The sequence below is a fragment of the Salmonella sp. SA15303 genome, assembly GCF_029962125.1.
Taxonomy (GTDB): Bacteria; Pseudomonadota; Gammaproteobacteria; order Enterobacterales; family Enterobacteriaceae; genus Salmonella; species Salmonella enterica.
Map to the genome: position 1 here is coordinate 3126108 of NZ_CP123924.1, position 23829 is coordinate 3149936.

Consider the following 23829-nt stretch of genomic DNA (forward strand, 5'->3'; position numbering starts at 1 on the left):
GGCTTATCATTTCCTTGTCTGTGAGGTGAGATATTTTTGTAATGCGACTCGCACTAATCGACGCCCCAGGCAGAAACGAATCATCATCGTAAACGTTTCGCCATTCATCACCCAGCGGCAAAGCACAACCATAATAATCGCGATAACAAGATCACTCTTTAGTTCGCTATTTTGATGGCACAACACGTCAAATAATCCAGTACCGCAGAGCATAATATTTAATAAAAACAGTAAAACGCAGAGGCGCAACCCCAGGATAAAACCCTTGGCAATAAGCCATACCTCAGCCATAACACATAGCATCATACCTATAGCACTGCCAAAATAAATGATTATATTTAGCGGCCAATACAGGATAAACTTATCGAAAGCAAAATGCGCACTACACACACCTCCCACAAGAAGCATAAAACTAAACGCGCAAACAGGCGCAGGATTGGGTAATGAATGTTCCCATGACAATCCGGTAATGAAATGAGAAATCAGCGCTGGCGGGCATTTCTTATTAAAATCCTCGCCGCCATTTTTAATGGCGCGAGTGACGTCTTTAGCTTCACAAAACGCTAACCAAAATTGTTTGCCACATAATTTACTCATTATACCCATCATCACCAACCTGAATAAAAAACCTGCAACGCCTACGGCCTGAAAGATAATAGTATTTCCAGAATCATCAAAATGATATAACGACACAGCGTAACCACAGCATTAATAATGCCAAGGTAAAGCGTCAGCGCGCCAAATAAAGCGCAACGAGGCAGGGATGAAAACTCGCTGTGGTATAATATGCGGGCATAACCATGAAGTGTCGATTTTTCTAGTGCTGTAATCAATGTCCATACCAATACCGTCAGCACACTGACTATCCAGACCAGAGTGCTACTGGCCACCAGGCTATTGACAACTATCGCAGCGATGATCCCGCTTACCGCCATAAAAATTAACGGCCTGAATAGACCAGAACTGATATTCAGGTAGAAAATAAATAAGGCATTAAGACTAAACATGATTCCAACAATCACGAAAATAGTCGCGCCACCTGAGAAAAGGTAAGCTAATGACACGCCGGTAAGCGTAATGATGGCAATATATATCAACGTTACGGCAACAGTGCCAAAGCGGGAAAGACGGGTAACGGCCCCATACCCCAGGCCAAGCAAAAGTGCTGATACCCACAAAACAACAACAGGATGAACGTGGGTTATAAAAAAATGAGTATACAACGTTAGCCATATAATGCCGGCGGTACACCATAGTCCCAGCGCAGTATACCAATAGGTAAGGGATAACATTGTCGCGGGAATAAATGCTATTTGCCGTATACGTATTGCAGCCAGAGGTCCCACTTGTCATTTATCACTCTTCTCATGATCACGGTGATAAGAATGGCAAGCGCAGGAAAATATTTCTAAGATGTTTATGCTGTTTCGCCCTAAATAAAGTCCTAAAAAAAATCCTGGCGCAGGGCCAGGATTTTAAGAGATCGCTATAATTAGCGGCGATTACCAAAAATACGCAGTAACATCAGGAACAGGTTGATAAAGTCCAGGTACAGCGTTAACGCGCCGAGAATCGAATATTTACGCAGATTAGCGCTATCGCGGGTATCTATTTGCTCGCCGATATTTTTCAGTTTCTGCGTGTCATAGGCGGTCAGACCGACAAACACCACCACCCCGATATAGGTTACCGCCCACATCAGCGCTTCACTCTTCAGCCAGAAATTGACCAGCGACGCCAGAACGATACCAATAAGCGCCATAAACAGCATATTGCCGAAACCGCTAAGATCGCGTTTAGTGGTGTACCCGTACAGGCTCATGGCGCCAAACATTCCCCCCGTCACCACAAACGTGCTGGCGATAGAGGAGTAGGTGTAAACGATAAAAATACTGGATAACGTCAATCCGGTTAGCGCCGAATAGAGCATAAACAGCGTCGTCGCCATTCCGGCGCTAAGTTTATGCACCAGTCCCGACAGAACAAACACCAGCGCAAGCTGGGCAATAATTAAGCCAAAGAAGGTGATCTTACTGGAAAAGACAAACATCATGACGGCTGGCGTATTAGCCGCATACCACGCGATAAACGCGGTCAGTAACAGTCCGACCGTCATCCAGCCATACACTTGCGCCATATAGGTCTGCAGGCCGGACCGCGCCTGCACTATTGAATCAGATCGTGGAAATCTGTCCATGATGAACTCCTGTGTGGAAATGATATCCTAAAGCGTATCACATTCTGCTACCAACGTTTCGCCAACTGCTGGTCGCTGTCGCGCGCTTCGACCCAGCGATCGCCTTCCGGCGTGGCTTCACGCTTCCAGAACGGCGCACGGGTTTTCAGATAATCCATAATGAACTGGCCGGCGTCGAACGCGCTACTGCGGTGCGCGCTGGTGACGCCGACAAACACAATCTCATCGCCCGGCCATAATTCGCCAACGCGATGAATCACCGTGACCCGCCCCAGCGGCCAGCGGGAACGCGCCTTCGCGACGATCTCCGCCAGAGCTTTCTCAGTCATGCCGGGATAATGCTCCAGCGTCAGCGCTTTAACGCTATCGCCCAGGTTATGATTGCGCACTTTTCCGGTAAAGGTGACGACCGCGCCGTCTTCGTCGCGCGCCGCCAGCCAGGAATATTCCTCCCCGACGCTAAACGGCGCAGGGCCGACTACAATTCGCGTTTCACGCATGTTAGCCCCCCGTGACTGGCGGGAAAAACGCCACTTCATCGCCCGCCGTCAGCGGATGGTCAAAACTTACCAGCGTCTGGTTGACCGCCGCCAACAGCTTACCGTCTTCCAGCGCCAGCGCCCAACGATCGCTCTTTGTCGCCAGATGCTGTCGCAGCGACTCAACGGTGGAAAAATCTGCTGGAAGATCCAGCGCATCAGTTCCTGTAAGCTCGCGAACCTGGGCGAAGAAAAGCACCTTAATCATGCGCATCCACCTTAAAATCCCCCGATTTGCCGCCGCTTTTCGCCAGCAGGCGCACCGGACCAATTACCATATCTTTTTGTACCGCTTTGCACATGTCGTAGATGGTTAACGCCGCGACGGACGCCGCGGTTAACGCTTCCATTTCGACGCCGGTTTTACCGGTCAGACGGCACAGAGACTCAATACGCACGCGGTTATACTCCGGCTCGGCCTGAAGCTGAATCTCCACTTTACTTAGCAGTAGCGGGTGGCACAGCGGGATCAGCTCCCAGGTGCGTTTGGCGGCCTGAATACCGGCAATTCGGGCGGTGGCGAAAACATCGCCCTTGTGGTGTTTGCCATCAACAATCATCGCCAGCGTTTCACTACGCATGGTAACGAATGCTTCCGCCCGCGCTTCACGAACGGTTTCCGCTTTAGCGGAAACGTCCACCATGTGCGCTTCGCCTGCGGCGTTTATATGGGTTAATTGCGACATCGTTATTTCTTTAAATGAGGGTGAAAATTACATGGGCGTGTACGGGCATCCAGCTGCGGCGCAATGATATTCTCCCATGCGGTTCTGCACGCTTTTGTGGAGCCCGGCATGGCGAAAATCAAGGTGTTATTCGCCACGCCAGCTACCGCGCGCGACTGCAGAGTTGCGGTGCCGATCTCTTCAAACGAGAGCATGCGAAACACTTCGCCAAATCCTTCCACTTCACGATCGAACAGCGGCAACAGCGCTTCCGGCGCCTGATCGCCTTCGGTCAAACCGGTCCCACCAGTTATCAATACGACCTGCACCTCATCACTGGCGATCCAGGCGGAAACCTGGGCGCGAATCGCGTAACGGTTCTCTTTAACGATGGCTTTCGCCACCACTTCATGCCCGGCCTCCTGCGCCGAATCACGCAGATAATGACCGGAGGTGTCGTCTTCTTCGCCGCGTCGGCTGGAAACAGTAAGAATAGCGATGCGGGTCGGGATAAATTCAGCGCTGACCTGACTCATCTGAAATCTCCTTATTAAGGATTAACCGCCAATGTAAGATAAATTTTGCGTAATACCAGTATTGCTCTGGTGAAGGAAATGGGTCTGCTTTTTCTCCCGCAACGCGTCGGAAATACGTTCCTCAAGCGCGTATTGCTGCGCGTCATCCTGTAACAGGTCGCGTAAACTCACGCCGCCGTCGCCAAACAGACATAAATGCAGCTTACCGACGGACGAAACACGCAGGCGGTTACAGGTGGCGCAGAAATCTTTTTCATACGGCATAATGAGGCCGATCTCACCGGCGTAATCGGGATGACAAAAAACCTGCGCCGGGCCATCGCTGCGCTGGCGGAGCTGGTGGATCCAACCGCGCTTAATCAGCTCGTCGCGTAATACCTGACCCGAAATATGATGTTTGCGGAAGAGATCGCTCCCCTCGCCCGTCTCCATAAGTTCAATGAAGCGTAGCTGAATGGGGCGAGGCTGAATCCAGGCAAGGAAGGTATCCAACTGATGGTGATTCACGTCGCGCATCAGCACGGTGTTGACTTTCACCTTTTCGAAACCGGCGTCAAAGGCGGCATCGATGCCCGCCATCACCTGGCGGAATTTGTCCTGACCGGTAATCGCATGGAACTGACGCGCATCCAGGCTATCCACGCTAACATTGACGCCCGTCAGCCCCGCTTCGCGCCAGTTCGCGGCATCGCGCGCCAGTCGATAACCGTTAGTGGTCACCGCAATCTGGCGAATAGCATCATTTTCACCCACGGCGGCAATGATGTCGGTAAAATCGCGGCGTAATGAAGGCTCGCCGCCGGTAAGACGCACCTTCTCCGTGCCAAGACTGGCAAAAGCGCGCGTAACGCGACGAATTTCATCGACGGTAAGGAAACCGTTGTTAGTGACGCCGCCAGGTTTGTAGCCATCCGGCAGGCAGTAGGTGCAACGAAAGTTACACACATCGGTAATCGACAAACGCAAGTAGTAAAACTTACGCGCGAAAGCATCGGTAAGTTGTGAAGCCATGTACACCTTTCCAAATACGGGAGGCGGAGTCATTTCTTCCTGCGCCCTGGTGGCAAACGTTAAACGTTGTCACGGCCAAAGCACCGTATCAAAAATGACCCAGGTGCAGAGGCTAGAGTGTTTACTGTGGTTACGCCGATACTAGCGTGTAAATGACAATTTCGCCATCACGCTTTCGCTATATAAACATATACATAGCGATATGATCGTGCTATTTAGCGACAGAATACGTGAAAATCACACTTTTACATTGATATATATCATTTAGCCGTGGTAACGCCCTCGCTATAAAGGGGTAGTCGGGAATAATTAATTGTCTTTTAGCCGGTCGGCTAATTGCTGAAAACCCGCGACTTGCGCTACTGTAGCGCTGCTTATTTGACTTCAGGAATTTTTATGCGCAATCGTACGCTGGCTGACCTTGATCGTGTCGTTGCCCTCGGCGGAGGGCATGGATTAGGACGCGTCCTCTCCTCGCTTTCTTCATTAGGTTCGCGCCTGACCGGCATTGTGACTACCACAGATAACGGGGGGTCAACTGGCCGTATTCGCCGCTCGGAAGGCGGGATCGCCTGGGGCGATATGCGCAACTGTCTGAATCAGTTAATTACCGAACCTAGCGTCGCGTCCGCTATGTTTGAGTATCGTTTTGGCGGTAATGGCGAACTTTCTGGTCATAACCTCGGAAATTTGATGTTAAAGGCGTTAGATCACCTGAGCGTGCGGCCTCTGGAAGCGATTAATTTAATTCGTAATCTGCTTAAAGTGGACGCGCAGCTGATCCCGATGTCGGAGCTACCGGTAGATCTGATGGCGATTGACGAACAGGGGCATGAGATTTATGGCGAGGTGAATATCGATCAGTTAGCGACGCCGCCGCAGGAGATCATGTTAACGCCAAACGTTCCGGCGACGCGGGAAGCGGTACAGGCCATTAATGACGCGGATCTGATTCTGATTGGCCCTGGCAGTTTTTATACCAGCCTGATGCCTTGCCTGTTGCTGGATGAACTGGCGCAGGCGCTGCGGCGCACCCCAGCGCCAATGGTGTATATCGGCAATCTGGGTCGCGAACTGAGTCTGCCCGCCGCCAGTTTAACGCTGGTCGATAAGCTGGCAATGATGGAGCAATATATTGGCAAAAAGGTTATTGACGCGGTGGTGGTTGGACCGCAAGTTGACGTCAGTGCGGTGAACGATCGGCTGGTGATTCAGGAAGTGCTGGAGGCCAGCGATATCCCCTATCGCCACGATCGTCAGTTATTACATAATGCGCTGGAAAAAGCGCTACAGGCGTTGGGTTAAGCCCGTTTACCGACGACGCTGCGCTTATCAGAAGCCTGTTTACACCGAAGGGTAAACAGGCTCTCTCCCTCTTCTGATAAACTGCGTTCAGCTATCGCCAGTAGGCGCTCATGAGCGAGCTCACCTCTTTTTTCAGCAATATATTCTCCATGATCTCAGTAAAGAGGGTCTGATTGATCTCTTCCATTATCCGCATTCCAGCCATGCGCTCTGCGTCAGGATCACCTGCTATTCCTAACGCTTCCAGTTCAGCATTGACCCGGCTCTGATACTCATCCGTTTCAATACACTCAGCCCTTTTGGCCATCATTTCACGCCACTCTTCTGGCGCTATACGCTCCAGCACTTTATGCCACGGCCCCCACAGCGCAAACCATTTGTGAAAATCCCTATTTTCAGCAATTTTTATCCTTATTTCCGCCTCGTCCAGGTCAGACTCAGTGATACCAGAAACGTTATAAAATCGCATATCCTGGGTCATTGTTGTCAGCGACAGCGACTCTCGTAACTGATTCTGAAAACCCAGATATACTTCGATTTCGTCAATAAAAAACAGCCGTTTTACCTTTTCTCTGGCGAGCGATTCTATTTGCTCCAGCCGAAAGATTTCACGCCCCGCCATAATCAGTTCCGCTAAGTGGCTATCAAAGGCGCCTCTTTCAGCATCATGAACCAACGTCGCTTCCTGCATTTGGTGGTATGTCAGTGTGACCCGATCTTCACAGCTTATCGTTGCATCCATCGCTATAATAAATGCGGTTTCTCTTAGTGCGCTATCATCAGCCAGGCGCATTAGCCAGGCGGAGACTTGTTCCTTAAAATCCGGGTGTCGGGTATTCTGCGTATCACCAAGATAGTCCAGGAATCCGCTGAAAGCCGCCGCGTTTGCCTCTGCCTCAAACGCCCGCCATTGGTTGACGTCTTCCTCCTCGAGATTGGTTAGCCACCCCTGGACAGCTTGATGCAGTGGTCGAGTTACCCGAACAATTGAAAAGTCGCCCATGGCAAACAATACCCGGGGTCCCTGATAATCTACAGAGGACATTAGCCGCTGCATATTCTGTATTGTTCGTTCTGAAAAAGGATTATATTCTACGATTATTCTTGTAGGTTGAGGTCCTTCACCACGAAAATGGGGTAACGACTCCGGGAGACGGACCAGGTTATTGCGAGAGGCCTGCATTATTTGTAATGCCGCCGGGAAGTTTTCCGGTAGATTAGTCAATGCGTTACGGGAAACATCCAGCGTTGTTATCGTGGGAGGTAGTGTTTCAGGCAGAACCGTAATCTGATTTTTACTTACATCCAGGACCTGTAATTCTGGTGGTAACGATGCGGGCAGACTGGTTAAGGCATTTTCGCCGGCCTCCAGAGTCTTCAGGCCCGGCGGCAATGTTTCAGGCAAAGCGGTTAACGAATTACTCTGCACATTCAAATGGGTAATCCCTGACGGAAGATGTGCTGGCAGTGTCCTTATGCTGTTATCATAAACGCTCAGGTACCGAAGTTCCTCAGGTAGATTTTCAGGTAAGCAACTAATTTTATTATGGAAAAGATCCAGCGATTGAAGCGCTGAAGGCAAACGTTCCGGCAATTCAGTAATACGGTTAATGCTCAGCTCCATTTCCTGTATGGTATCCGGTAACGTGGCAGGGATACTGGTTAGCTGATTACTGTTGGCATACAGGGTCTTTATATTTCCCTGTAAATTTTCCGGCAAACTTTTCAGTTCATTGTTATCGAGTATCAGAGTAGTTATCTGCTCAGGAATATAGGCAGGTATAGTGGTAAGTCCTAATATTTTCAGACGAAGTTCCGTCTTATTATTTTTCAGGCAGTCACGCATCCGTTGTACGGCTTCTTCACGATTTGCTGCCTCTTTCGCTGGCGCCTCTTTTACCCACTCAGACCAGATTAACTCATAATTCACAGCATCTTTGGAGCCGGAAGCGCTACTCGCCTGCTCGCTTTCTGTCACACGGGTATAGGTGACTGACTTTCCCCCTCCCTCAACGGTATAGCCCTCTGTATTAAAAACTATAGACAGAATTTCCTGACTATTTTCACTCAAAATACAGTATTGGTCTGCCCCTCCTCTACTATACTGAATATTATCCGCATACGCCGGGAAAGCTAACATCCTTAAACATTCAAACTTGCTTTTGATCTCTTCTGGCGAGGCGGTTTCAGGTGGATGACAAAGATAAGCGATGCAGTTTTGTGCTTCAACCTGATGTTCTGAAGAGAAAAAGGCACTTATTTTATTCCATATCTCTTCTTTTAAAGGCACCTCTGTTGAGGCCTCATTGCTAATACTTTGATGCCTTGCCGTAGATTGTATATTAGTAATATTAAACATATTTTCCCTACCTGATCTGAACGTAACCTAAAGTAACAGATAAGGATATTCTCAACTTTAAATAAGAGGTCACAGTCGTCATTATTTCGGACAAATCATTCAGTATTTGCAGCGCTTGACTTATAGATGCTCGCGCTTCCATCACCTCTTTTTTAAGTAGAATGATGTAATCTGTTGCCATGACACGCTTTCAACGAACTCATATAAGATTAAAATGACGATCATAAGGATAGCTATACCGATAATACGGGGCGTTTTTTTTCATAGCCGAGGAGAGAGGGAAAATTAGCGTTGGGTTCAGCCTCAACGCTAATTTTCTTCAGTTGTGATTAAACTAGCTACCCCATTGATGTTTTGAGTTTTTCGACAATCCCGTTAGTCAAAGCCTGTCACTGTTTTTCATTCCTGACTGACTTAGCCCTTACTATTGCACTGAAATTCTCAAAAGCGAGCCATGGTAACGATGACTCGCTGGCGATCGACACATTGTCAGGACGCCGCGATAAACAACTCGCGTAACTGGTGCAACTGGTCGCGAATTTGCGCGGCTTCTTCAAACTCCAGATTTTGCGCGTGCTGCATCATTTGCCCTTCCAGTTCATGAATTTTCTGCTGCAACGCTTTCGGCGTCATATCCAGTTCGACAATTCCGGCTTTTGCCGTAGAACGGCCCTTGCCTTTCCCCTTCGCTTTGGTTTTCGCAATGTTCTGCCCCAGCGCCAGGATGTCGACCACTTTTTTGTTCAGCCCCTGCGGAGTGATACCGTGCTCTTCGTTGTACTTCTGCTGCTTCTCGCGACGTCGCTCGGTTTCGCCAATCGCCTTCGCCATCGACGGCGTGATTTTATCGCCATACAGAATCGCTTTACCGTTAACGTTACGCGCCGCGCGCCCTATGGTCTGAATCAGGGAGCGCTCGGAGCGCAGGAAGCCCTCTTTATCGGCGTCCAGAATCGCCACCAGCGAGACTTCCGGCATATCCAGCCCTTCGCGCAGCAGGTTAATCCCCACCAGAACGTCAAACTCGCCCAGACGCAAATCGCGGATGATTTCCATGCGCTCCACGGTATCAATATCTGAGTGCAGGTAACGCACGCGCTCGCCGTGCTCTTCCAGATATTCGGTCAAATCTTCCGCCATCCGTTTGGTAAGCGTAGTGACAAGGACACGCTCATTAATGGCCGCACGCTGACGAATTTCGGACAGCAGATCGTCCACCTGGGTCGCCACCGGACGCACTTCAATAATCGGGTCCAGCAGCCCGGTCGGTCGCACGACCTGATCCACCACCTCATCACCAGATTTTTCCAGCTCATAGTTGCCGGGCGTGGCGGAAACATAGATAGTTTGCGGCGCTAAGGCTTCAAACTCCTCAAACTTCAGCGGACGGTTATCCAGCGCCGAAGGCAGACGGAAGCCATACTCGACCAGCGTCTCTTTGCGCGCCCGGTCGCCGCGGTACATGCCACCTATCTGCGGGATGGTGACATGAGACTCATCAACCACCAGCAGTCCGTCGGCGGGCAGATAATCGAACAAGGTTGGCGGCGGTTCGCCCGGCCCGCGGCCCGACAGAAAGCGGGAATAGTTTTCAATGCCTGAGCAGTAGCCCAGCTCGTTCATCATCTCTAAATCGAACTGCGTGCGCTGGCTTAATCGCTGCTCTTCGAGCAGCTTATTATTCGCCAGCAAGACCTTACGCCTGTCCGCCAGCTCATCTTTTATCTCTTCCATCGCCTGCAGAATACGCTCGCGCGGCGTTACGTAGTGCGTTTTGGGATAGATAGTATAACGTGGCACCGTTGACTCTACCTGCCCGGTTAACGGGTCGAACAGCGACAGGCGTTCCACTTCTTCATCAAACAGCTCAACGCGTAGCGCGATGTCGTCAGATTCAGCCGGGAAGATGTCGATCACTTCGCCGCGCACGCGAAAGGTACCACGCTGAAAAGCTTGATCGTTACGGGTGTATTGCAATTCCGCCAGCCGACGCAAAATCGCGCGCTGGTCAATCAGCATTCCCACCGTCAGATGCAGCATCATTTTCAGGTAGAGATCCGGATCGCCCAGACCGTAAATCGCGGACACGGAAGCCACCACCACGACATCGCGTCGCTCAAGCAACGCTTTCGTTGCCGACAACCGCATTTGCTCAATATGTTCGTTTACCGAAGCGTCTTTTTCGATAAACGTATCCGAGCTTGGCACATACGCTTCCGGCTGATAGTAGTCATAGTAGGAGACGAAATACTCGACCGCGTTTTCCGGGAAAAACTCTTTCATTTCGCCGTAGAGCTGCGCCGCCAGGGTTTTATTGGGCGCAAGCACCATCGTTGGCCGCTGCAAGTCCGCAATGACGTTGGCAATGGTGAATGTCTTCCCGGAGCCGGTCACGCCCAATAACGTCTGATGCGCCAGCCCGTCCTCCAGCCCCTCTTCCAGACGACGTATAGCGTCCGGCTGATCGCCAGAAGGTTTAAAAGCGGAATTCAGTTTGAACGGTTTACTCATGAGCGGCTACCTGAAGGAGTGAGCGGGCAGGGGTGTAATTTTACTCTCGACGGTGAATATTGCCAATAAAAAATACTGGATGAAAAAACAGTAACACTCCAGTGTATAATGGCTATCGGCAGATACCCCACGCTATTTAGAGGTAAAACATAGACAGTCGCGGGGTAAAATTCCAGCAGTGTGCTGGTTATCCCCAGACCAGAGTCTTTTTTAACATTTGTCAAGTCGGATGATGAAAGTTTTATGTCAACGTATCCCCCTTCCTTTACAACCATTGATTTTATATAACTTGCTGTCTGAAAAGGGATATTTTCTCAAGCCGTCTTTCGCGCCAATTTAGTCGCAGGCCGCGTCGCCTCTCGCTTACGTTGTGTTTTCTAACTCTAATACACAAGGTTATCCACAGGAATAGTGGATAACTGCTTCCAGCCCGTATCCCCTGCCGCCTGGCAAAATCAGCTCCTGACGTTTTCGCCGGGCGATAAAAAAAAATTATCGCTATTTTTGGCAGATTATTGGCTAACGAGAAGGGAAAAATTGAGGCGTAGACGCTCACATTTTGCACATTTTTAGCATGGCGACGTCAGGAAGGTCTGGCGAAAAAACAGCAGGATCGTCTGATCCTGCAAGAAGGCAGTTTTTAAGCGCAGTCAGGCGCGTTCCAGGGGGCTAAGGTCCAGATACTGTCCTGTCGCCGCCTGCGATGGAGAAACGCCCAGCCACGGGATTTCCCCTAATAGCGGGGCCGGTATGACGCGGCGAAGCGTCGCGAGATATTCACCATGACGCGCGCCTGGCGGCTGTATGTCGTTGGCTATCCATCCGACAAGCGGTAATCCGGCCTGTTCTACCGCCAGCGCCGTCAGCATGGCGTGATTAATACAGCCCAGCTTGACGCCAACAACCAGAATCACCGGCAGCTGCTCCGTCTGTACCCAGTCGGCAAACGTCAGCGTGGCAGAGAGCGGTGTAAACCAGCCGCCCGCCCCTTCTGTCAACACCCAGTCTGCCTGCGCCTCCAGCGTTCGCAATCCGCGTGATAACACCGCCGCGTCTATCGCCCGGCCTTCGTCGGCGCTAACGATGTGGGGAGAGGTAGGCTCGGCAAAAGTATAAGGATTGATAGCGGAATAAGGTTGCGGCAGGCTGCTGTTACGCTGCAAGGCCAGGGCATCGCTATTGCGTAGCCCGTCGGTTGTCATTTCGCTGCCGGAAGCGACGGGCTTATAGCCTACGGTTTGATAACCTAACTGCGTTGCGGCCTGCAATAAGGCGCAACTGGCGACCGTTTTACCGACTTCAGTATCAGTACCGGTCACAAAATAGCGTTTAGTCACGTTCAATCACTCCCATAAAAAGATGGTACGTCAGCGGATATTTCCCCTGCCGCTGCGGCCATGCCAGTTGAATCTGTCTAAGCCGGGCGCGGGTTAATACATCCGACTCCCGCCCTTCATGAAGATGGGTGGCGCCAATGCCTTTAAGCGAGCGCATTGCGCTCAGGGCATCCTCAAACCACAATGTCATCGCCTGAGTATGACGAAACGCCCGCCAGCCGCGCAGCGCGTGGTCAATGGCCTCTTCCGGCAAAAAGCTATTCGCGTGAGCGCGATTATCGACGGCCTGCCATGCCTGACGCAGCTCCGGCAACGACCCCTGGCACAAGGTGGTAAACGCCACCACGCCGCCGGGCCGTACAACCCGATACAACTCGCTCAACGCATCGCGTAAATCGCCACACCACTGGACCGCCAGGTTGCTCCAGGCCAGGTCAAAAACTTCGGCGTCATGGGGAATCGCTTCGATATCCGCCAGCAAATAGTGATGCGCCGCCTGACGATCGCGAGCCTGTTGCAGCATCGGCAGAGAAAGATCCAGGGCGGTCACTTCGCTCCCCCGCTCTCGCCAGTAACGACTCATACGTCCGGGGCCGCAGCCTGCGTCCAACACACTGGCAAACTGGCGGCCTGTCAACAGCGTCAGCAGCGCATCCGCGCTGTGTTGCTGCAAAGAGGCGTGCTGTTCATATTGCGATGCGGCCCGGCCAAACGCCGCCGCAATAGCCTGCTTATTCACCTGCGCCATGCAGCACCTCCAGCAGACGGTCGATATCACACGCTTCATGCGCCTGCGTTAACGTTAAGCGCAGGCGCGCCGTGCCGACAGGCACCGTCGGCGGGCGAATCGCCGTCGCCCAGCATCCTTGTTGACGCAGCGCCTCCGCCAGGCGCAATGCACGGCTGTTATCGCCCACGATTAACGGCTGGATGGCGCTATGGGCATTCAGTAGCGTAAATCGGGACGCGTTAACGCCGGCCCGAAAGCGCTGAACCAGAGCGGCGAGTTTTTCGCGCCGTTCACCACCTTCATCGCTACGGATCACCGCCAGCGAGGCGCTTAACGCCTGCGCCTGGGCGGGCGGCATACTGGTGCTGTAAACCAGATGACGGGCAAATTGCAGCAGATAATCCGCGACGCTTTCCGAGCAGAGCACCGCTGCGCCGCTGACGCCAAACCCCTTACCGAAAGTCACCACCAGCAACTCAGGCTTCACCCCCCGCAGCCAGCAGGTGCCCCGCCCCTCATCGCCAGTCACGCCGATGCCGTGCGCATCATCAACCAACAGCCAGGCATGATGCCTGCGGGCAATGTGCTGGATTTCCGCCAGCGGCGCGCTGTCGCCGTCCATGCTGTATACACCTTCTGTCACCACCAGTTGCTGACCCACGCAGGGCGATTGCAGTAAACGCGACAGATGCTGCGTATCGTTATGGATAAAGCGGCGAAGCTGCGCCGGACTCAGATTAGCGGCCTCCAGCAGGGAAGCATGACTCAACCTGTCGGCCACAATCCGGTCATTTTTTTTCATTAAGGCGGTAATGACCGCCTGATTCGCCGCAAAGCCAGAGATAAACAGCAGCGCGCGTGGATATCCTAACCATTGCGCCAGTTCCTCCTCTAACGCCTGGTGCGCCACGGAATAACCGCTGATATGACCCGACCCGCCGCTGCCGACGCCAAAACGCGTCGCTGCCTGTTGCCAGGCGCGAATAATCTGCGGATGTTGACTTAAGCCGAGGTAATCATTGCTGGAAAAGTTAAGATACTGTCGCCCGTTCGCTACCAGCCAGCGTCCGGCACCCTGCGATACCACATAGCGGCGGCGCAACGTATCCGTCACCCGACGCGCCGTCAGCGCATCGTCGACGCGTTGTTGCCAACTCATAAGGCTGCCGCGTTGTAATAATCATCGGTGTCAGGCGTCATCAGCGTCTGCTCCAGACGTTGCTGCTGCTCGTTATCGCCCGCCAGCACCCTGGTCTGCTGCGGATTCAGCCCCAGCTTACGGAATAACTGCAGATCCTTGTCCTCTGCCGGATTTGGCGTAGTTAACAATTTGCAGCCATAGAAAATCGAGTTCGCCCCGGCCATAAAGCACATCGCCTGGGTCTGCTCGTTCATCTGTTCACGCCCTGCGGAAAGACGCACGTATGAGGTCGGCATCATGATGCGCGCCACGGCGATAGTACGAATAAAATCAAACGCATCCACGTCATCGTTATCCGCAAGCGGCGTGCCTTTTACCTTCACCAGCATGTTGATTGGCACGCTTTCCGGCGGTGTCGGCAGGTTCGCCAACTGCAACAACAGTCCGGCGCGATCGGTAACCGTTTCGCCCAGACCCACAATGCCGCCGGAGCACACTTTAATCCCTGCTTCACGGACTTTTTCCAGCGTGTCGAGGCGCTCCTGATAGGTACGGGTAGTGATGATATTGCCGTAAAACTCCGGCGAGGTATCGAGGTTGTGGTTGTAGTAATCCAGCCCGGCGTTAGCCAGACGCTGCGCCTGGCTCTCGTTCAACATGCCGAGCGTCATACAGGTTTCCAGCCCCATCGCTTTGACGCCCTGTACAATCTTCTCCAGATAAGGCATATCGCGTTCATGCGGATTCCTCCAGGCCGCCCCCATACAGAAGCGGGTCGAACCAGCGTTTTTCGCTTTACGGGCGGAGTCCAGTACCTGCTCTACTTCCATTAAACGCTCGGCTTCCAGCCCGGTTTTATAGCGCGAGCTCTGCGGGCAGTATTTACAATCCTCCGGGCAGGCGCCGGTTTTGATCGACAACAGCGTACTAACCTGTACCTGCTGCGGATCGAAATGCTGGCGATGAATTTGCTGCGCTTCAAACAGCAATTCCAGCAGTGGTTTTTCAAATAATTCGGTTACTTGCGACAGTGTCCAGCGTGGGTGGCGAGCCATCGGGCTTCTCCAAAATATGTTGTTTGTTTTTGATATGGTGTAGACTCGTAAACCTAAATCTTTTTAATTTGGTTTACAAGTCGATTATGACAACGGACGATCTGGCCTTCGATAAACGCCATATTTGGCATCCTTACACTTCCATGACCTCGCCGCTGCCGGTATATCCCGTTGAGCGGGCCGAAGGCTGCGAGCTGGTTCTCGCCTCGGGCAAACGCCTGATTGAGGGGATGTCCTCCTGGTGGGCGGCCATTCATGGTTATAACCACCCGCAATTGAACGCGGCGATGAAAGCGCAAATTGACGCCATGTCGCATGTCATGTTCGGCGGCATAACCCATCAACCTGCGGTGAATCTGTGCCGTAAGCTGGTCGCGATAACGCCTGAGCCGCTGGAGTGTGTCTTTCTGGCCGACTCCGGGTCGGTGTCGGTGGAAGTGGCCATGAAGATGGCGCTGCAATACTGGCAGGCGCGCGGCGAATCGCGTCAGCGTTTTCTGACGTTTCGCCACGGTTATCATGGCGACACGTTCGGCGCGATGTCGGTGTGCGATCCGGATAACTCCATGCACAGCTTGTGGAAAGGCTATCTGCCGGAAAATCTGTTCGCGCCGGCGCCGCAAAGCCGGATGGATGGCGAATGGGATGAAAGCGACATCGCGCCATTTGCCCGCCTGATGGCCGCGCATCGCCATGAAATAGCCGCCGTGATTCTGGAACCTATCGTTCAGGGCGCGGGCGGGATGCGCATATATCATCCACAATGGCTCAGGCGTATTCGTAACATGTGCGATCGCGAAGGCATTCTGCTGATTGCCGATGAAATAGCCACCGGGTTTGGCCGTACCGGCAAACTGTTCGCCTGCGAGCACGCCGGGATCGCGCCGGATATTCTGTGTCTCGGCAAAGCCTTAACCGGCGGCACCATGACCCTCTCGGCAACGCTCACGACACGCCAGGTTGCAGAGACTATTAGCAACGGCGAGGCGGGGTGTTTTATGCATGGCCCGACGTTTATGGGGAATCCGCTGGCCTGCGCCGTCGCCTGCGCCAACCTGACGCTGCTGGAAAGCGGCGAATGGCGTCAGCAGGTGGCGTCTATCGAGTCTCAGTTACGCGCTGAGTTAGCCCCCGCGCAAAGTTCGCCCTGGGTGGCGGATGTGCGGGTATTGGGCGCGATTGGGGTGGTTGAAACCACGCATCCGGTCAATATGGCGGCGCTTCAACGCTTCTTCGTCGGGCAAGGCGTCTGGATCAGGCCGTTCGGCAAGCTAATCTACCTGATGCCGCCCTACATTATTCGTCCGGATCAACTGCGCCGTTTGACCCAGGCGGTCAATGACGCGGTACACAATGAAACATTTTTTAGCCATTAATCAGCGGTAAGCGATGCTGCTTCTGGCTACACTTCTGGTGAGTCAAAAGGAGAGCGCATGAAACTTATCAGCAACGATTTGCGCGATGGAGATAAACTTCCTCATCGCCACGTTTTTAACGGTATGGGCTATGATGGCGATAATATTTCGCCGCATCTGGCCTGGGACAACGTGCCGATGGGCACCAAAAGTTTTGTCGTGACCTGTTACGATCCCGACGCGCCGACCGGCTCCGGCTGGTGGCACTGGGTGGTGGTGAACCTCCCGGCGGATACGCGCGTACTGACCCAGGGGTTCGGCTCAGGCCTGGTGGCCGTACCAGACGGCGTCATTCAGACGCGTACCGATTTCGGTAAAGCGGGCTACGGCGGCGCGGCGCCGCCTAAAGGGGAAACGCACCGCTATATCTTTACGGTTCACGCGCTGGACGTCGAGCGTCTTGACGTTGATGAAGACGCCAGCGGCGCGATGGTCGGCTTTAACGTGCATTTCCATTCGCTCGCCAGCGCCTCGATCACGGCGATGTTCAGTTAAACGCTGTGCCGGATGGCGGCGTAAACGTCTTACCCTGCCAACGGGTTGGGTAAGCCGAATAAGCGCCGCTCCATCCGGCAGCATTCACATAAAGTCCGGCACCAGACGCTGTAACGCGCCTTGCGCCAGCAGCGCCGTCGCACACTCAATATCGGGCGCGAAAAAACGATCCTGCGTATAGTGCGCCACCTGCTCGCGCAGTGTCTGCCGCGCCTGTTCCAGTAACGGGCTGGAGGTTAACCCTTCCCGTAAATCTATCCCCTGACAGGCAGCCAGCCACTCCACGGCAATGATGCCGCGGGTATTCGCCGCCATTTCCCAGAGTCGCCGTCCTGCCGCCGGGGCCATTGAGACATGATCTTCCTGATTCGCCGAGGTCGGCAGGCTATCCACGCTGTGCGGGTGCGCCAGCGCTTTATTCTCGCTGGCGAGCGCCGCGGCGGTGACCTGGGCAATCATAAAACCGGAATTAACGCCGCCATTTTTCACCAGGAACGGCGGTAACTGCGACATATGTTTATCCATCATCAGCGCGATGCGCCGCTCCGATAGCGCGCCGATTTCCGCTATCGCCAGCGCCAGATTATCCGCCGCCATGGCAACCGGTTCAGCATGGAAGTTACCGCCGGAGATCACCTCCCCCGCATCGGCAAAGACCAGCGGATTATCGGACACCGCGTTGGCCTCAGCCAGCAGTACCTCTTTCGTCTGACGTAACTGGGTCAGACAAGCGCCCATTACCTGCGGCTGGCAGCGAAGGGAATACGGGTCCTGAACTTTATGACAGTGGTGATGTGATTCAGCAATAGCACTGGTATCGGTCAGCAGATGCCGGAACAACCGCGCGACGTCAATTTGCCCCTGTTGTCCGCGCGCGGCATGAATGCGCGCATCAAAAGGACGGCGCGATCCCAGTACGGCTTCGGTGGTCAGCGCGCCGCAGACAACGGCGGAGGCAAATAACTCCTGTGCCTCAAACAAACCGCGCAGCACGAAGGCCGTTGACGCCTGGGTGCCGTTAAGCAGCGCCAGCCCCTCTTTGGCCGCCAACGCGACAGGCTCCAGTCCGGCCTTTTTTAGCGCCGTCTGCGCCGGAAGCCATTCGCCCTGCCAGCGCGCTTTTCCTTCGCCAAGCAGCGTCAGCGACAGATGCGCCAGCGGCGCTAAGTCGCCCGACGCGCCAACCGAGCCTTTTGCCGGAATCAGCGGATACACGCCGGCATTCACCAGAGCGATGAGCGCTTCTATCACGCTCAACCGAATCCCGGAAAACCCGCGCGCCAGGCTATTGATTTTCAATACCATGATCAGACGCACCATCGCGTCATCCAGTGGGTCGCCTACGCCCGCGGCGTGAGACAGCACCAACGATCGCTGTAGATTTTGCAAGTCTTCATCAGCGATGCGCGTCTGCGCCAGCAGGCCGAAACCGGTGTTGATGCCGTAGGCGGTACGCCCTTCGGCAACGATATCATTGACGCACGCGACGCTGGCGTTAATGCCGTCAATGGCGCTGGCGTCCAGCCGAAGCTGTACCGGATGACGCCAGATATCGTACAGTTGAGAGAGACTTAACTGCCCCGGAGTGAGTGTCATGGTGTTCATATCAGCCTTTCCCCTGCGTCGCCGCAACCATCGGTAAATTCAGACCTTGCTCAACAGCGCATTCCACCGCGAGATCATATCCGGCATCGGCATGGCGCATGACGCCCGTCGCCGGATCGTTGTGTAACACGCGGCGAATACGCGCGGCGGCCTCGTCAGTGCCATCACAGACAATCACCATACCGGCGTGTTGCGAAAAACCCATCCCCACCCCGCCGCCATGATGGAGCGATACCCATGTCGCCCCGCTGGCGGTATTCAGCAACGCATTTAACAGCGGCCAGTCGGAAACCGCGTCGGAACCGTCGCGCATCGCTTCGGTTTCACGGTTAGGGCTGGCGACAGAACCGGAATCCAGGTGATCGCGGCCAATCACAATGGGCGCGGATACCTCGCCGCAACGCACCATTTCGTTGAACGCCAGCCCCAGTTTTTGCCGCCACTCCAGGCCTACCCAGCAGATACGCGCCGGTAGCCCCTGAAAATGAATGCGCTCACGCGCCATATCCAGCCAGTGATGCAGATGTTTATCCTCAGCCACTATCTCTTTGACTTTGGCATCGGTTTTATAGATATCCTGCGGATCGCCGGACAGCGCCACCCAGCGAAACGGCCCGATGCCACGACAGAACAGCGGACGAATATAGGCTGGCACAAATCCCGGAAAATCAAAGGCGTTTTCCACCCCCATCTCTTTCGCCATCTGACGAATATTGTTGCCATAGTCAAAGGTCGGCACGCCCATTTTACTGAACGCCAGCATCGCCCGAACATGCGCCGCCATGGAACGTTTCGCTGCCTGCATCGTCCCGTGGGGATCGGATTGCGCGTTTTTCTGATACTCCTCCCAGCGCCAGCCGGAGGGTAAATAGCCATGTAGCGGATCGTGGGCGCTGGTCTGATCGGTCACCAGGTCCGGGCGCACGCCGCGATTAACCAGTTCCGGCAGGATATCCGCCGCGTTCGCGCACAGGGCGACGGACACGGCTTTCCCCTCGCGGGTGTAGCGCGTAATGCGGGCCAGCGCGTCATCCAGCGTGGCGGCCTGCTCATCCACGTAACGAGTACGCAGACGAAAATCGATACGGCTTTGCTGGCATTCAATCGTCAGCGAACACGCTCCGGCCAGCGTCGCGGCTAGCGGTTGCGCGCCGCCCATGCCGCCCAGCCCGGCAGTCAGCACCCAGCGTCCCGCCAGCGTGCCGTTATAGTGCTGACGCCCCGCCTCGACAAAGGTTTCGTATGTTCCCTGCACGATTCCCTGGCTGCCGATATAGATCCAGCTTCCGGCCGTCATCTGACCGTACATCGCCAGCCCTTTCGCATCCAGTTCGTTAAAATGTTCCCATGTCGCCCAGTGGGGAACCAGGTTGGAGTTGGCGATTAATACCCGCGGCGCGTTGTCGTGCGTTTTAAATACGCCGACCGGTTTGCCAGACTGAATAAGCAACGTTTCGTCCGCCTCCAGCCGGGTGAGCGCATCAACAATAGCGTCATAGCATTCCCAGTTGCGCGCGGCGCGACCAATCCCGCCGTAGACCACCAGCTCATGCGGATTTTCCGCCACGTCAGGATCGAGATTATTCATTAACATCCGCAGCGGGGCTTCTGTCAGCCAGCTTTTCGCCGTTAATACCGTGCCTCTGGGCGCGCGGATAGTCTGCTGACGATACTTGCTTTCAGGCATAGCAATGACTCCTCATTATTATCGGTCTGCCATCGCCAAATAACGCAAAAACGCTACTATCAGGCACCGCCGCAGACCCACAGATAAGAATCAGACATATACTTGTCTATACAAGTAAGCACAAGAATAGAATTAACAAAAATGATACAATTTTGTTATATTGTGTCAGCAATCACGTTTTCCGGCAGCGGCCCGCTCAGGAGATAAATCGTCCCTGTAGCCGGTAGCGCGACCCGGGGAAAAGTAAGCGGGCGTGAGAAACAATCCGCGACGCGGACCAGGTCGTACGCCGAATGAGCAGACAGGGCTCATGCTCTTTGATAGTTAACCACGCGCACTCTTGCGCCGTGGCGCGCACCGCCTCCACAATATGTTCCCCTTCCGTTAGCGGCGCGATCCGCGACAAATAAGCGTGCGGCGTGGTCTGACGGTAATCCTGCGTCAGGTAATCCACGGCAATATCCGCATTCACGCAGCGATCTTCAATTTGTACCGGCAGATCGTTTTCATAATGCACCATGATGGAATGGAAAATGACATCGCTCTCATTGACGTTGAGAGCGCTGGCCTGGATGGCGTTTGCCCGCACGCGCTCCAGCGTGAGCACCTCACAACGATGCTGATGACGGCGGGCGGCAATCTCCTCGGCGATACTGCGGACTTCAAACAGCGCGGACTGGCCTTTCGGTTCGGCGACAAACGTCCCCACGCCCTGTAAACGCACCAGCCACCCTTCATCCGTCAACTCACGCAGCGCCCGGTTGATGGTCATTCGGCTAAAGCCATACTGGGCGACCAGTTCTGCTTCCGACGGAATGCGATCGTGCGGCTGCCAGACGCCGTCGGCTATTTTTTTACAGATGTCCTGTTTCACCGTTTCGTAAAAAGGCGCAGGCGCAGAACGGGAGCGGGATGAATACATGCGTGAAGCCTTCCTTATGCGGAGAGTGTTTTCTGGATGACAGATTAACGCCACCAGTGCGCGATTTGCCAGCCAAGCCGCGCCGCCACGCGCGCCGCTGCGCCATCTTCATCAAAGCGTGGATTAAATTCAACCAGATCCGCCGCCTGTAATTTTCCGCTGCGGCAAACCGGCTCAATTAAACGCAGAACCTGTATCAGCGGCACGCCCAGCGCTGCGGGAGCGGAGACGGCCGGCATTTCCCAGACAGGCAATACGTCGAGATCGATAGTCAGATAAATTTTATCCACCTTGTTGATAAACTGCGTCATCTGTGCCAGCGCGTCATGGCAGTCCAGATCCTCCACCACGGTAACATTCCGCCACTGCGCTTCCCGCCACAATGCCTGCGTATTCGCCGCACGGCTCACGCCGAAACAGGCATAATGAAACGCGCGGCTCTGCGCGTCGCATAGCTGCGCCAGTTGACGAAACGGCGTCCCGGATGTTGCCCGGTCGGTCTGACGGAGATCCAGATGCGCATCAAGATTAATGATCCCTACGCTTTCCTGCGCAAACGCGTCCAGCACCCCCGCGCCGTGTCCAAACGCGGTTTCATGCCCGCCGCCCAGTACCAGCGTGCGCATCCCGGCCCGCAGACAGCGGCTTACCGCATCGCGCAAGGCCTGCTGCGCGCCTTCCAGATCGGGCGTCGGCGCAACCCAATTGCCTAAATCCACCAGCCGTTCATGTCCCTGGTGGCTGGCCATATTCGCCAGCGCTTTACGCAACGCATCCGGGGCGCCTGCCGCGCCGGGACGGCCTGAATTGCGTTTTACCCCCTCGTCGCAGGCAAATCCCATTAACGCGATCTTTTGCTGCCAGTTTTCGGGGAAAAAGGTCTCGCTGCGCGTGACGGTCTGAAACAGACGCCGCGCATCCGGCGCTTCTATACTGTCATCGCGCCCCTGCCAGAGCGCCGGAGAAGCCGGATACCATTGCGTCATGAGATTTGTCCTCTGTATACCCGCTGATATAAAGGGTTACGCCCCGGCTCATACACAATCTCTACCGGCTGTTCAGCATCCCACACCACAAAATCTGCCCGGTAGCCGGCCCTGAGCTGCCCATGCGTCGCCTGTCTTCCCAGCGCGCGTGCGGCATGGCGCGTAACGCCCGCCCATGCCTCTTCCGGCGTCAGACCAAACTGTACGCAGGCCATATTCATCGCCAGATGCAAACTGCAAAACGGGCTGGTGCCGGGATTGAAATCGCTGGCGACGGCGACAGGCACCTGATAGCGGCGCAGCAGTTCAACCGGCGGGCGCTGCGTCTCGCGCAGAAAATAAAACGCGCCGGGCAACAACACGCCGACAGTACCGCCGTCACGCATCGCCGCGACGCCCGCTTCATCAAGATATTCGATATGATCCGCCGATAAACCCTGATAACGACTCACCAGCTGCGCGCCGCCCAACAGCGAAAGCTGCTCAACATGGCCTTTAACGGGAATACCTAACGCCTTCGCCGTCTGCAACACGCGCTCACTCTGGGCCACATTAAAGCCGACGCTCTCGCAAAAGAGGTCTACCGCATCAAATAACCCTTTTTGCCAGAGCTGCGGAATCATCGTCTCGCAGACCAGAGTGGTGTAGCCGTCCGGGTCGTCACGATACTCCGCTGGCGTAGCATGAGCGGCCAATAGCGTGGGGCTAATGTCGATAGCGTTTTCGGCGGCAAGTTTTGCAGCAACGCGCAACAGCTTTTCTTCTGTCGCCAGCTCCAGGCCATAGCCGGATTTAATCTCCAGCAGCGTAACGCCTTCGCTGGCAAGGCGCATCATGCGTTCGCGCGCCAGCAGGTAGAGCGTCTCCTCCGCACAGGCGCGGGTTGCTGATACCGTCGCGTTAATGCCGCCGCCCTGAGCGCTAATATGCTGGTATGACGCGCCGTTAAGCCGCTGCTCCCACTCTGCGGCGCGGTTACCGGCAAACACCAGATGCGTGTGGCAATCGATAAGTCCCGGGGTTACCAGTCGTCCCTGCATATCATGGATATTGTCCCCACTGACAGGAAGCTGCGTCTCTGGCACGATATCGCAAATATGCCCTTCGCGTACAATCAGCGCCTGGTTATCCACCAGCCCGTACGGGGCTTGCCGCTGCGGGTCCATTGTCGCCAGCCTGATGTTTCGCCAGACAGTATCGCCCGGTAAAAGTTGCCGCATTCCTGTCGCTCTCTTGCCTGTCATGAGTTGTATAGACATTTATTTTCTTTCTGCTCCGGATTGTCAACTCAAAGCGCGAAAGTTGTTGCTTAATTGTGATAAAACTATCTGAT

At 54.3% G+C, this 23829-nt stretch carries 23 protein-coding genes and 1 riboswitch; of the genes, 3 read left to right on the forward strand and 20 right to left on the reverse strand.

Annotation, left to right across the window (positions count from 1 at the left end):
- Positions 1-6: 6 nt before the first annotated feature.
- The 8 genes from QEN31_RS15410 to moaA all read right to left on the reverse strand — a co-directional run bounded on the left by QEN31_RS15410 (position 7) and on the right by moaA (position 4948).
- Positions 7-615 (reverse strand): hypothetical protein, encoded by a 609-nt coding sequence (locus QEN31_RS15410; RefSeq protein WP_077905105.1) that lies wholly within the window; start codon positions 613-615, stop codon positions 7-9.
- 23 nt (positions 616-638) lie between these two features.
- A complete protein-coding gene (locus QEN31_RS15415; RefSeq protein ID WP_000529050.1) occupies positions 639-1346 on the reverse strand; it encodes a Bax inhibitor-1 family protein in 708 nt (235 codons plus the stop codon).
- 146 nt (positions 1347-1492) lie between these two features.
- Entirely contained in the window at positions 1493-2197 is a 705-nt protein-coding gene (locus QEN31_RS15420) for a Bax inhibitor-1/YccA family protein (RefSeq protein ID WP_000373611.1), read from the reverse strand.
- 47 nt (positions 2198-2244) lie between these two features.
- Complete coding sequence (moaE, locus tag QEN31_RS15425) at positions 2245-2697, reverse strand: molybdopterin synthase catalytic subunit MoaE (protein WP_001209384.1); 453 nt, start codon at positions 2695-2697, stop codon at positions 2245-2247.
- A gap of 1 nt (position 2698) precedes the next feature.
- Entirely contained in the window at positions 2699-2944 is a 246-nt protein-coding gene (gene moaD, locus QEN31_RS15430) for a molybdopterin synthase sulfur carrier subunit (RefSeq protein WP_000598596.1), read from the reverse strand.
- A complete protein-coding gene (gene moaC, locus QEN31_RS15435) occupies positions 2937-3422 on the reverse strand; it encodes a cyclic pyranopterin monophosphate synthase MoaC (RefSeq protein ID WP_000080897.1) in 486 nt (161 codons plus the stop codon). The genes moaD and moaC overlap by 8 nt, the downstream gene beginning before the upstream one ends.
- A gap of 2 nt (positions 3423-3424) precedes the next feature.
- Positions 3425-3937, reverse strand: a complete 513-nt coding sequence (gene moaB, locus QEN31_RS15440) for a molybdenum cofactor biosynthesis protein B (RefSeq protein WP_000084604.1) — start codon at positions 3935-3937, stop codon at positions 3425-3427.
- Positions 3938-3958: 21 nt separating this feature from the next.
- Positions 3959-4948 (reverse strand): GTP 3',8-cyclase MoaA, encoded by a 990-nt coding sequence (gene moaA, locus QEN31_RS15445; RefSeq protein WP_000168180.1) that lies wholly within the window; start codon positions 4946-4948, stop codon positions 3959-3961.
- A riboswitch (molybdenum cofactor riboswitch) is annotated at positions 4936-5080 on the reverse strand. Its footprint overlaps the gene before it by 13 nt.
- Before the next feature lie 264 nt (positions 5081-5344).
- Here moaA and yvcK point away from each other — a divergent pair.
- On the forward strand, positions 5345-6253 hold the full coding sequence (gene yvcK / locus QEN31_RS15450; protein WP_001246037.1) for a uridine diphosphate-N-acetylglucosamine-binding protein YvcK: 909 nt from the start codon (positions 5345-5347) through the stop codon (positions 6251-6253).
- A gap of 91 nt (positions 6254-6344) precedes the next feature.
- On the opposite strand, the gene slrP is transcribed toward yvcK, so the two are convergent.
- The 7 genes from slrP to bioB form a co-directional block, all read right to left on the reverse strand.
- On the reverse strand, positions 6345-8612 hold the full coding sequence (gene slrP / locus QEN31_RS15455; protein WP_000481998.1) for an SPI-1 type III secretion system effector E3 ubiquitin transferase SlrP: 2268 nt from the start codon (positions 8610-8612) through the stop codon (positions 6345-6347).
- Positions 8613-8619: 7 nt separating this feature from the next.
- Positions 8620-8793, reverse strand: coding sequence for a hypothetical protein (locus QEN31_RS15460; RefSeq protein ID WP_001616936.1), 174 nt, complete (start codon positions 8791-8793; stop codon positions 8620-8622).
- A gap of 308 nt (positions 8794-9101) precedes the next feature.
- Positions 9102-11123: an excinuclease ABC subunit UvrB gene (gene uvrB, locus QEN31_RS15465; protein WP_000042502.1), complete on the reverse strand. Its 2022-nt coding sequence runs from the start codon at positions 11121-11123 to the stop codon at positions 9102-9104.
- A 650-nt stretch (positions 11124-11773) separates the two neighbouring features.
- Positions 11774-12460, reverse strand: coding sequence for a dethiobiotin synthase (gene bioD, locus QEN31_RS15470; protein ID WP_000167222.1), 687 nt, complete (start codon positions 12458-12460; stop codon positions 11774-11776).
- Positions 12453-13208, reverse strand: a complete 756-nt coding sequence (gene bioC, locus QEN31_RS15475) for a malonyl-ACP O-methyltransferase BioC (protein ID WP_000079909.1) — start codon at positions 13206-13208, stop codon at positions 12453-12455. The genes bioD and bioC overlap by 8 nt, the downstream gene beginning before the upstream one ends.
- Positions 13192-14349, reverse strand: coding sequence for an 8-amino-7-oxononanoate synthase (bioF, locus tag QEN31_RS15480; protein WP_000118953.1), 1158 nt, complete (start codon positions 14347-14349; stop codon positions 13192-13194). Before bioF ends, bioC begins: the two co-directional genes overlap by 17 nt.
- Entirely contained in the window at positions 14346-15386 is a 1041-nt protein-coding gene (gene bioB, locus QEN31_RS15485) for a biotin synthase BioB (protein WP_000090729.1), read from the reverse strand. The genes bioF and bioB overlap by 4 nt, the downstream gene beginning before the upstream one ends.
- An 86-nt stretch (positions 15387-15472) precedes the next feature.
- Here bioB and bioA point away from each other — a divergent pair, with 86 nt between their 5' ends.
- Together bioA and QEN31_RS15495 are read left to right on the forward strand one after the other, a co-directional pair.
- Positions 15473-16762, forward strand: a complete 1290-nt coding sequence (gene bioA / locus QEN31_RS15490) for an adenosylmethionine--8-amino-7-oxononanoate transaminase (protein ID WP_000205518.1) — start codon at positions 15473-15475, stop codon at positions 16760-16762.
- 57 nt (positions 16763-16819) lie between these two features.
- Complete coding sequence (locus QEN31_RS15495) at positions 16820-17296, forward strand: kinase inhibitor (protein WP_000767419.1); 477 nt, start codon at positions 16820-16822, stop codon at positions 17294-17296.
- 84 nt (positions 17297-17380) lie between these two features.
- Here the strand turns inward: QEN31_RS15495 and hutH are convergent, their stop codons facing one another.
- The 5 genes from hutH to hutI form a co-directional block, all read right to left on the reverse strand.
- Entirely contained in the window at positions 17381-18901 is a 1521-nt protein-coding gene (gene hutH / locus QEN31_RS15500; protein WP_064239888.1) for a histidine ammonia-lyase, read from the reverse strand.
- Between the two features lies 1 nt (position 18902).
- Complete coding sequence (gene hutU, locus QEN31_RS15505) at positions 18903-20588, reverse strand: urocanate hydratase (RefSeq protein WP_001115209.1); 1686 nt, start codon at positions 20586-20588, stop codon at positions 18903-18905.
- 196 nt (positions 20589-20784) lie between these two features.
- Positions 20785-21510: a histidine utilization repressor gene (locus tag QEN31_RS15510; protein ID WP_000287407.1), complete on the reverse strand. Its 726-nt coding sequence runs from the start codon at positions 21508-21510 to the stop codon at positions 20785-20787.
- A 44-nt stretch (positions 21511-21554) separates the two neighbouring features.
- Positions 21555-22496, reverse strand: a complete 942-nt coding sequence (gene hutG / locus QEN31_RS15515) for a formimidoylglutamase (RefSeq protein ID WP_064239886.1) — start codon at positions 22494-22496, stop codon at positions 21555-21557.
- Complete coding sequence (hutI, locus tag QEN31_RS15520; protein WP_099949689.1) at positions 22493-23716, reverse strand: imidazolonepropionase; 1224 nt, start codon at positions 23714-23716, stop codon at positions 22493-22495. Before hutI ends, hutG begins: the two co-directional genes overlap by 4 nt.
- Positions 23717-23829: the final 113 nt, after the last annotated feature.

Coding starts and splice junctions, on each gene's coding strand:
- QEN31_RS15420 (WP_000373611.1), bottom strand. CDS start 2,197: ATGGACAGATTTCCACGATCTGATTCAATAGTGCAGGCGCGGTCCGGC.
- moaE (WP_001209384.1), bottom strand. CDS start 2,697: ATGCGTGAAACGCGAATTGTAGTCGGCCCTGCGCCGTTTAGCGTCGGG.
- moaD (WP_000598596.1), bottom strand. CDS start 2,944: ATGATTAAGGTGCTTTTCTTCGCCCAGGTTCGCGAGCTTACAGGAACT.
- moaC (WP_000080897.1), bottom strand. CDS start 3,422: ATGTCGCAATTAACCCATATAAACGCCGCAGGCGAAGCGCACATGGTG.
- moaB (WP_000084604.1), bottom strand. CDS start 3,937: ATGAGTCAGGTCAGCGCTGAATTTATCCCGACCCGCATCGCTATTCTT.
- moaA (WP_000168180.1), bottom strand. CDS start 4,948: ATGGCTTCACAACTTACCGATGCTTTCGCGCGTAAGTTTTACTACTTG.
- yvcK (WP_001246037.1), top strand. CDS start 5,345: ATGCGCAATCGTACGCTGGCTGACCTTGATCGTGTCGTTGCCCTCGGC.
- slrP (WP_000481998.1), bottom strand. CDS start 8,612: ATGTTTAATATTACTAATATACAATCTACGGCAAGGCATCAAAGTATT.
- QEN31_RS15460 (WP_001616936.1), bottom strand. CDS start 8,793: ATGGCAACAGATTACATCATTCTACTTAAAAAAGAGGTGATGGAAGCG.
- uvrB (WP_000042502.1), bottom strand. CDS start 11,123: ATGAGTAAACCGTTCAAACTGAATTCCGCTTTTAAACCTTCTGGCGAT.
- bioC (WP_000079909.1), bottom strand. CDS start 13,208: ATGGCGCAGGTGAATAAGCAGGCTATTGCGGCGGCGTTTGGCCGGGCC.
- bioF (WP_000118953.1), bottom strand. CDS start 14,349: ATGAGTTGGCAACAACGCGTCGACGATGCGCTGACGGCGCGTCGGGTG.
- bioB (WP_000090729.1), bottom strand. CDS start 15,386: ATGGCTCGCCACCCACGCTGGACACTGTCGCAAGTAACCGAATTATTT.
- bioA (WP_000205518.1), top strand. CDS start 15,473: ATGACAACGGACGATCTGGCCTTCGATAAACGCCATATTTGGCATCCT.
- QEN31_RS15495 (WP_000767419.1), top strand. CDS start 16,820: ATGAAACTTATCAGCAACGATTTGCGCGATGGAGATAAACTTCCTCAT.
- hutH (WP_064239888.1), bottom strand. CDS start 18,901: ATGAACACCATGACACTCACTCCGGGGCAGTTAAGTCTCTCTCAACTG.
- hutU (WP_001115209.1), bottom strand. CDS start 20,588: ATGCCTGAAAGCAAGTATCGTCAGCAGACTATCCGCGCGCCCAGAGGC.
- QEN31_RS15510 (WP_000287407.1), bottom strand. CDS start 21,510: ATGTATTCATCCCGCTCCCGTTCTGCGCCTGCGCCTTTTTACGAAACG.
- hutG (WP_064239886.1), bottom strand. CDS start 22,496: ATGACGCAATGGTATCCGGCTTCTCCGGCGCTCTGGCAGGGGCGCGAT.
- hutI (WP_099949689.1), bottom strand. CDS start 23,716: ATGCGGCAACTTTTACCGGGCGATACTGTCTGGCGAAACATCAGGCTG.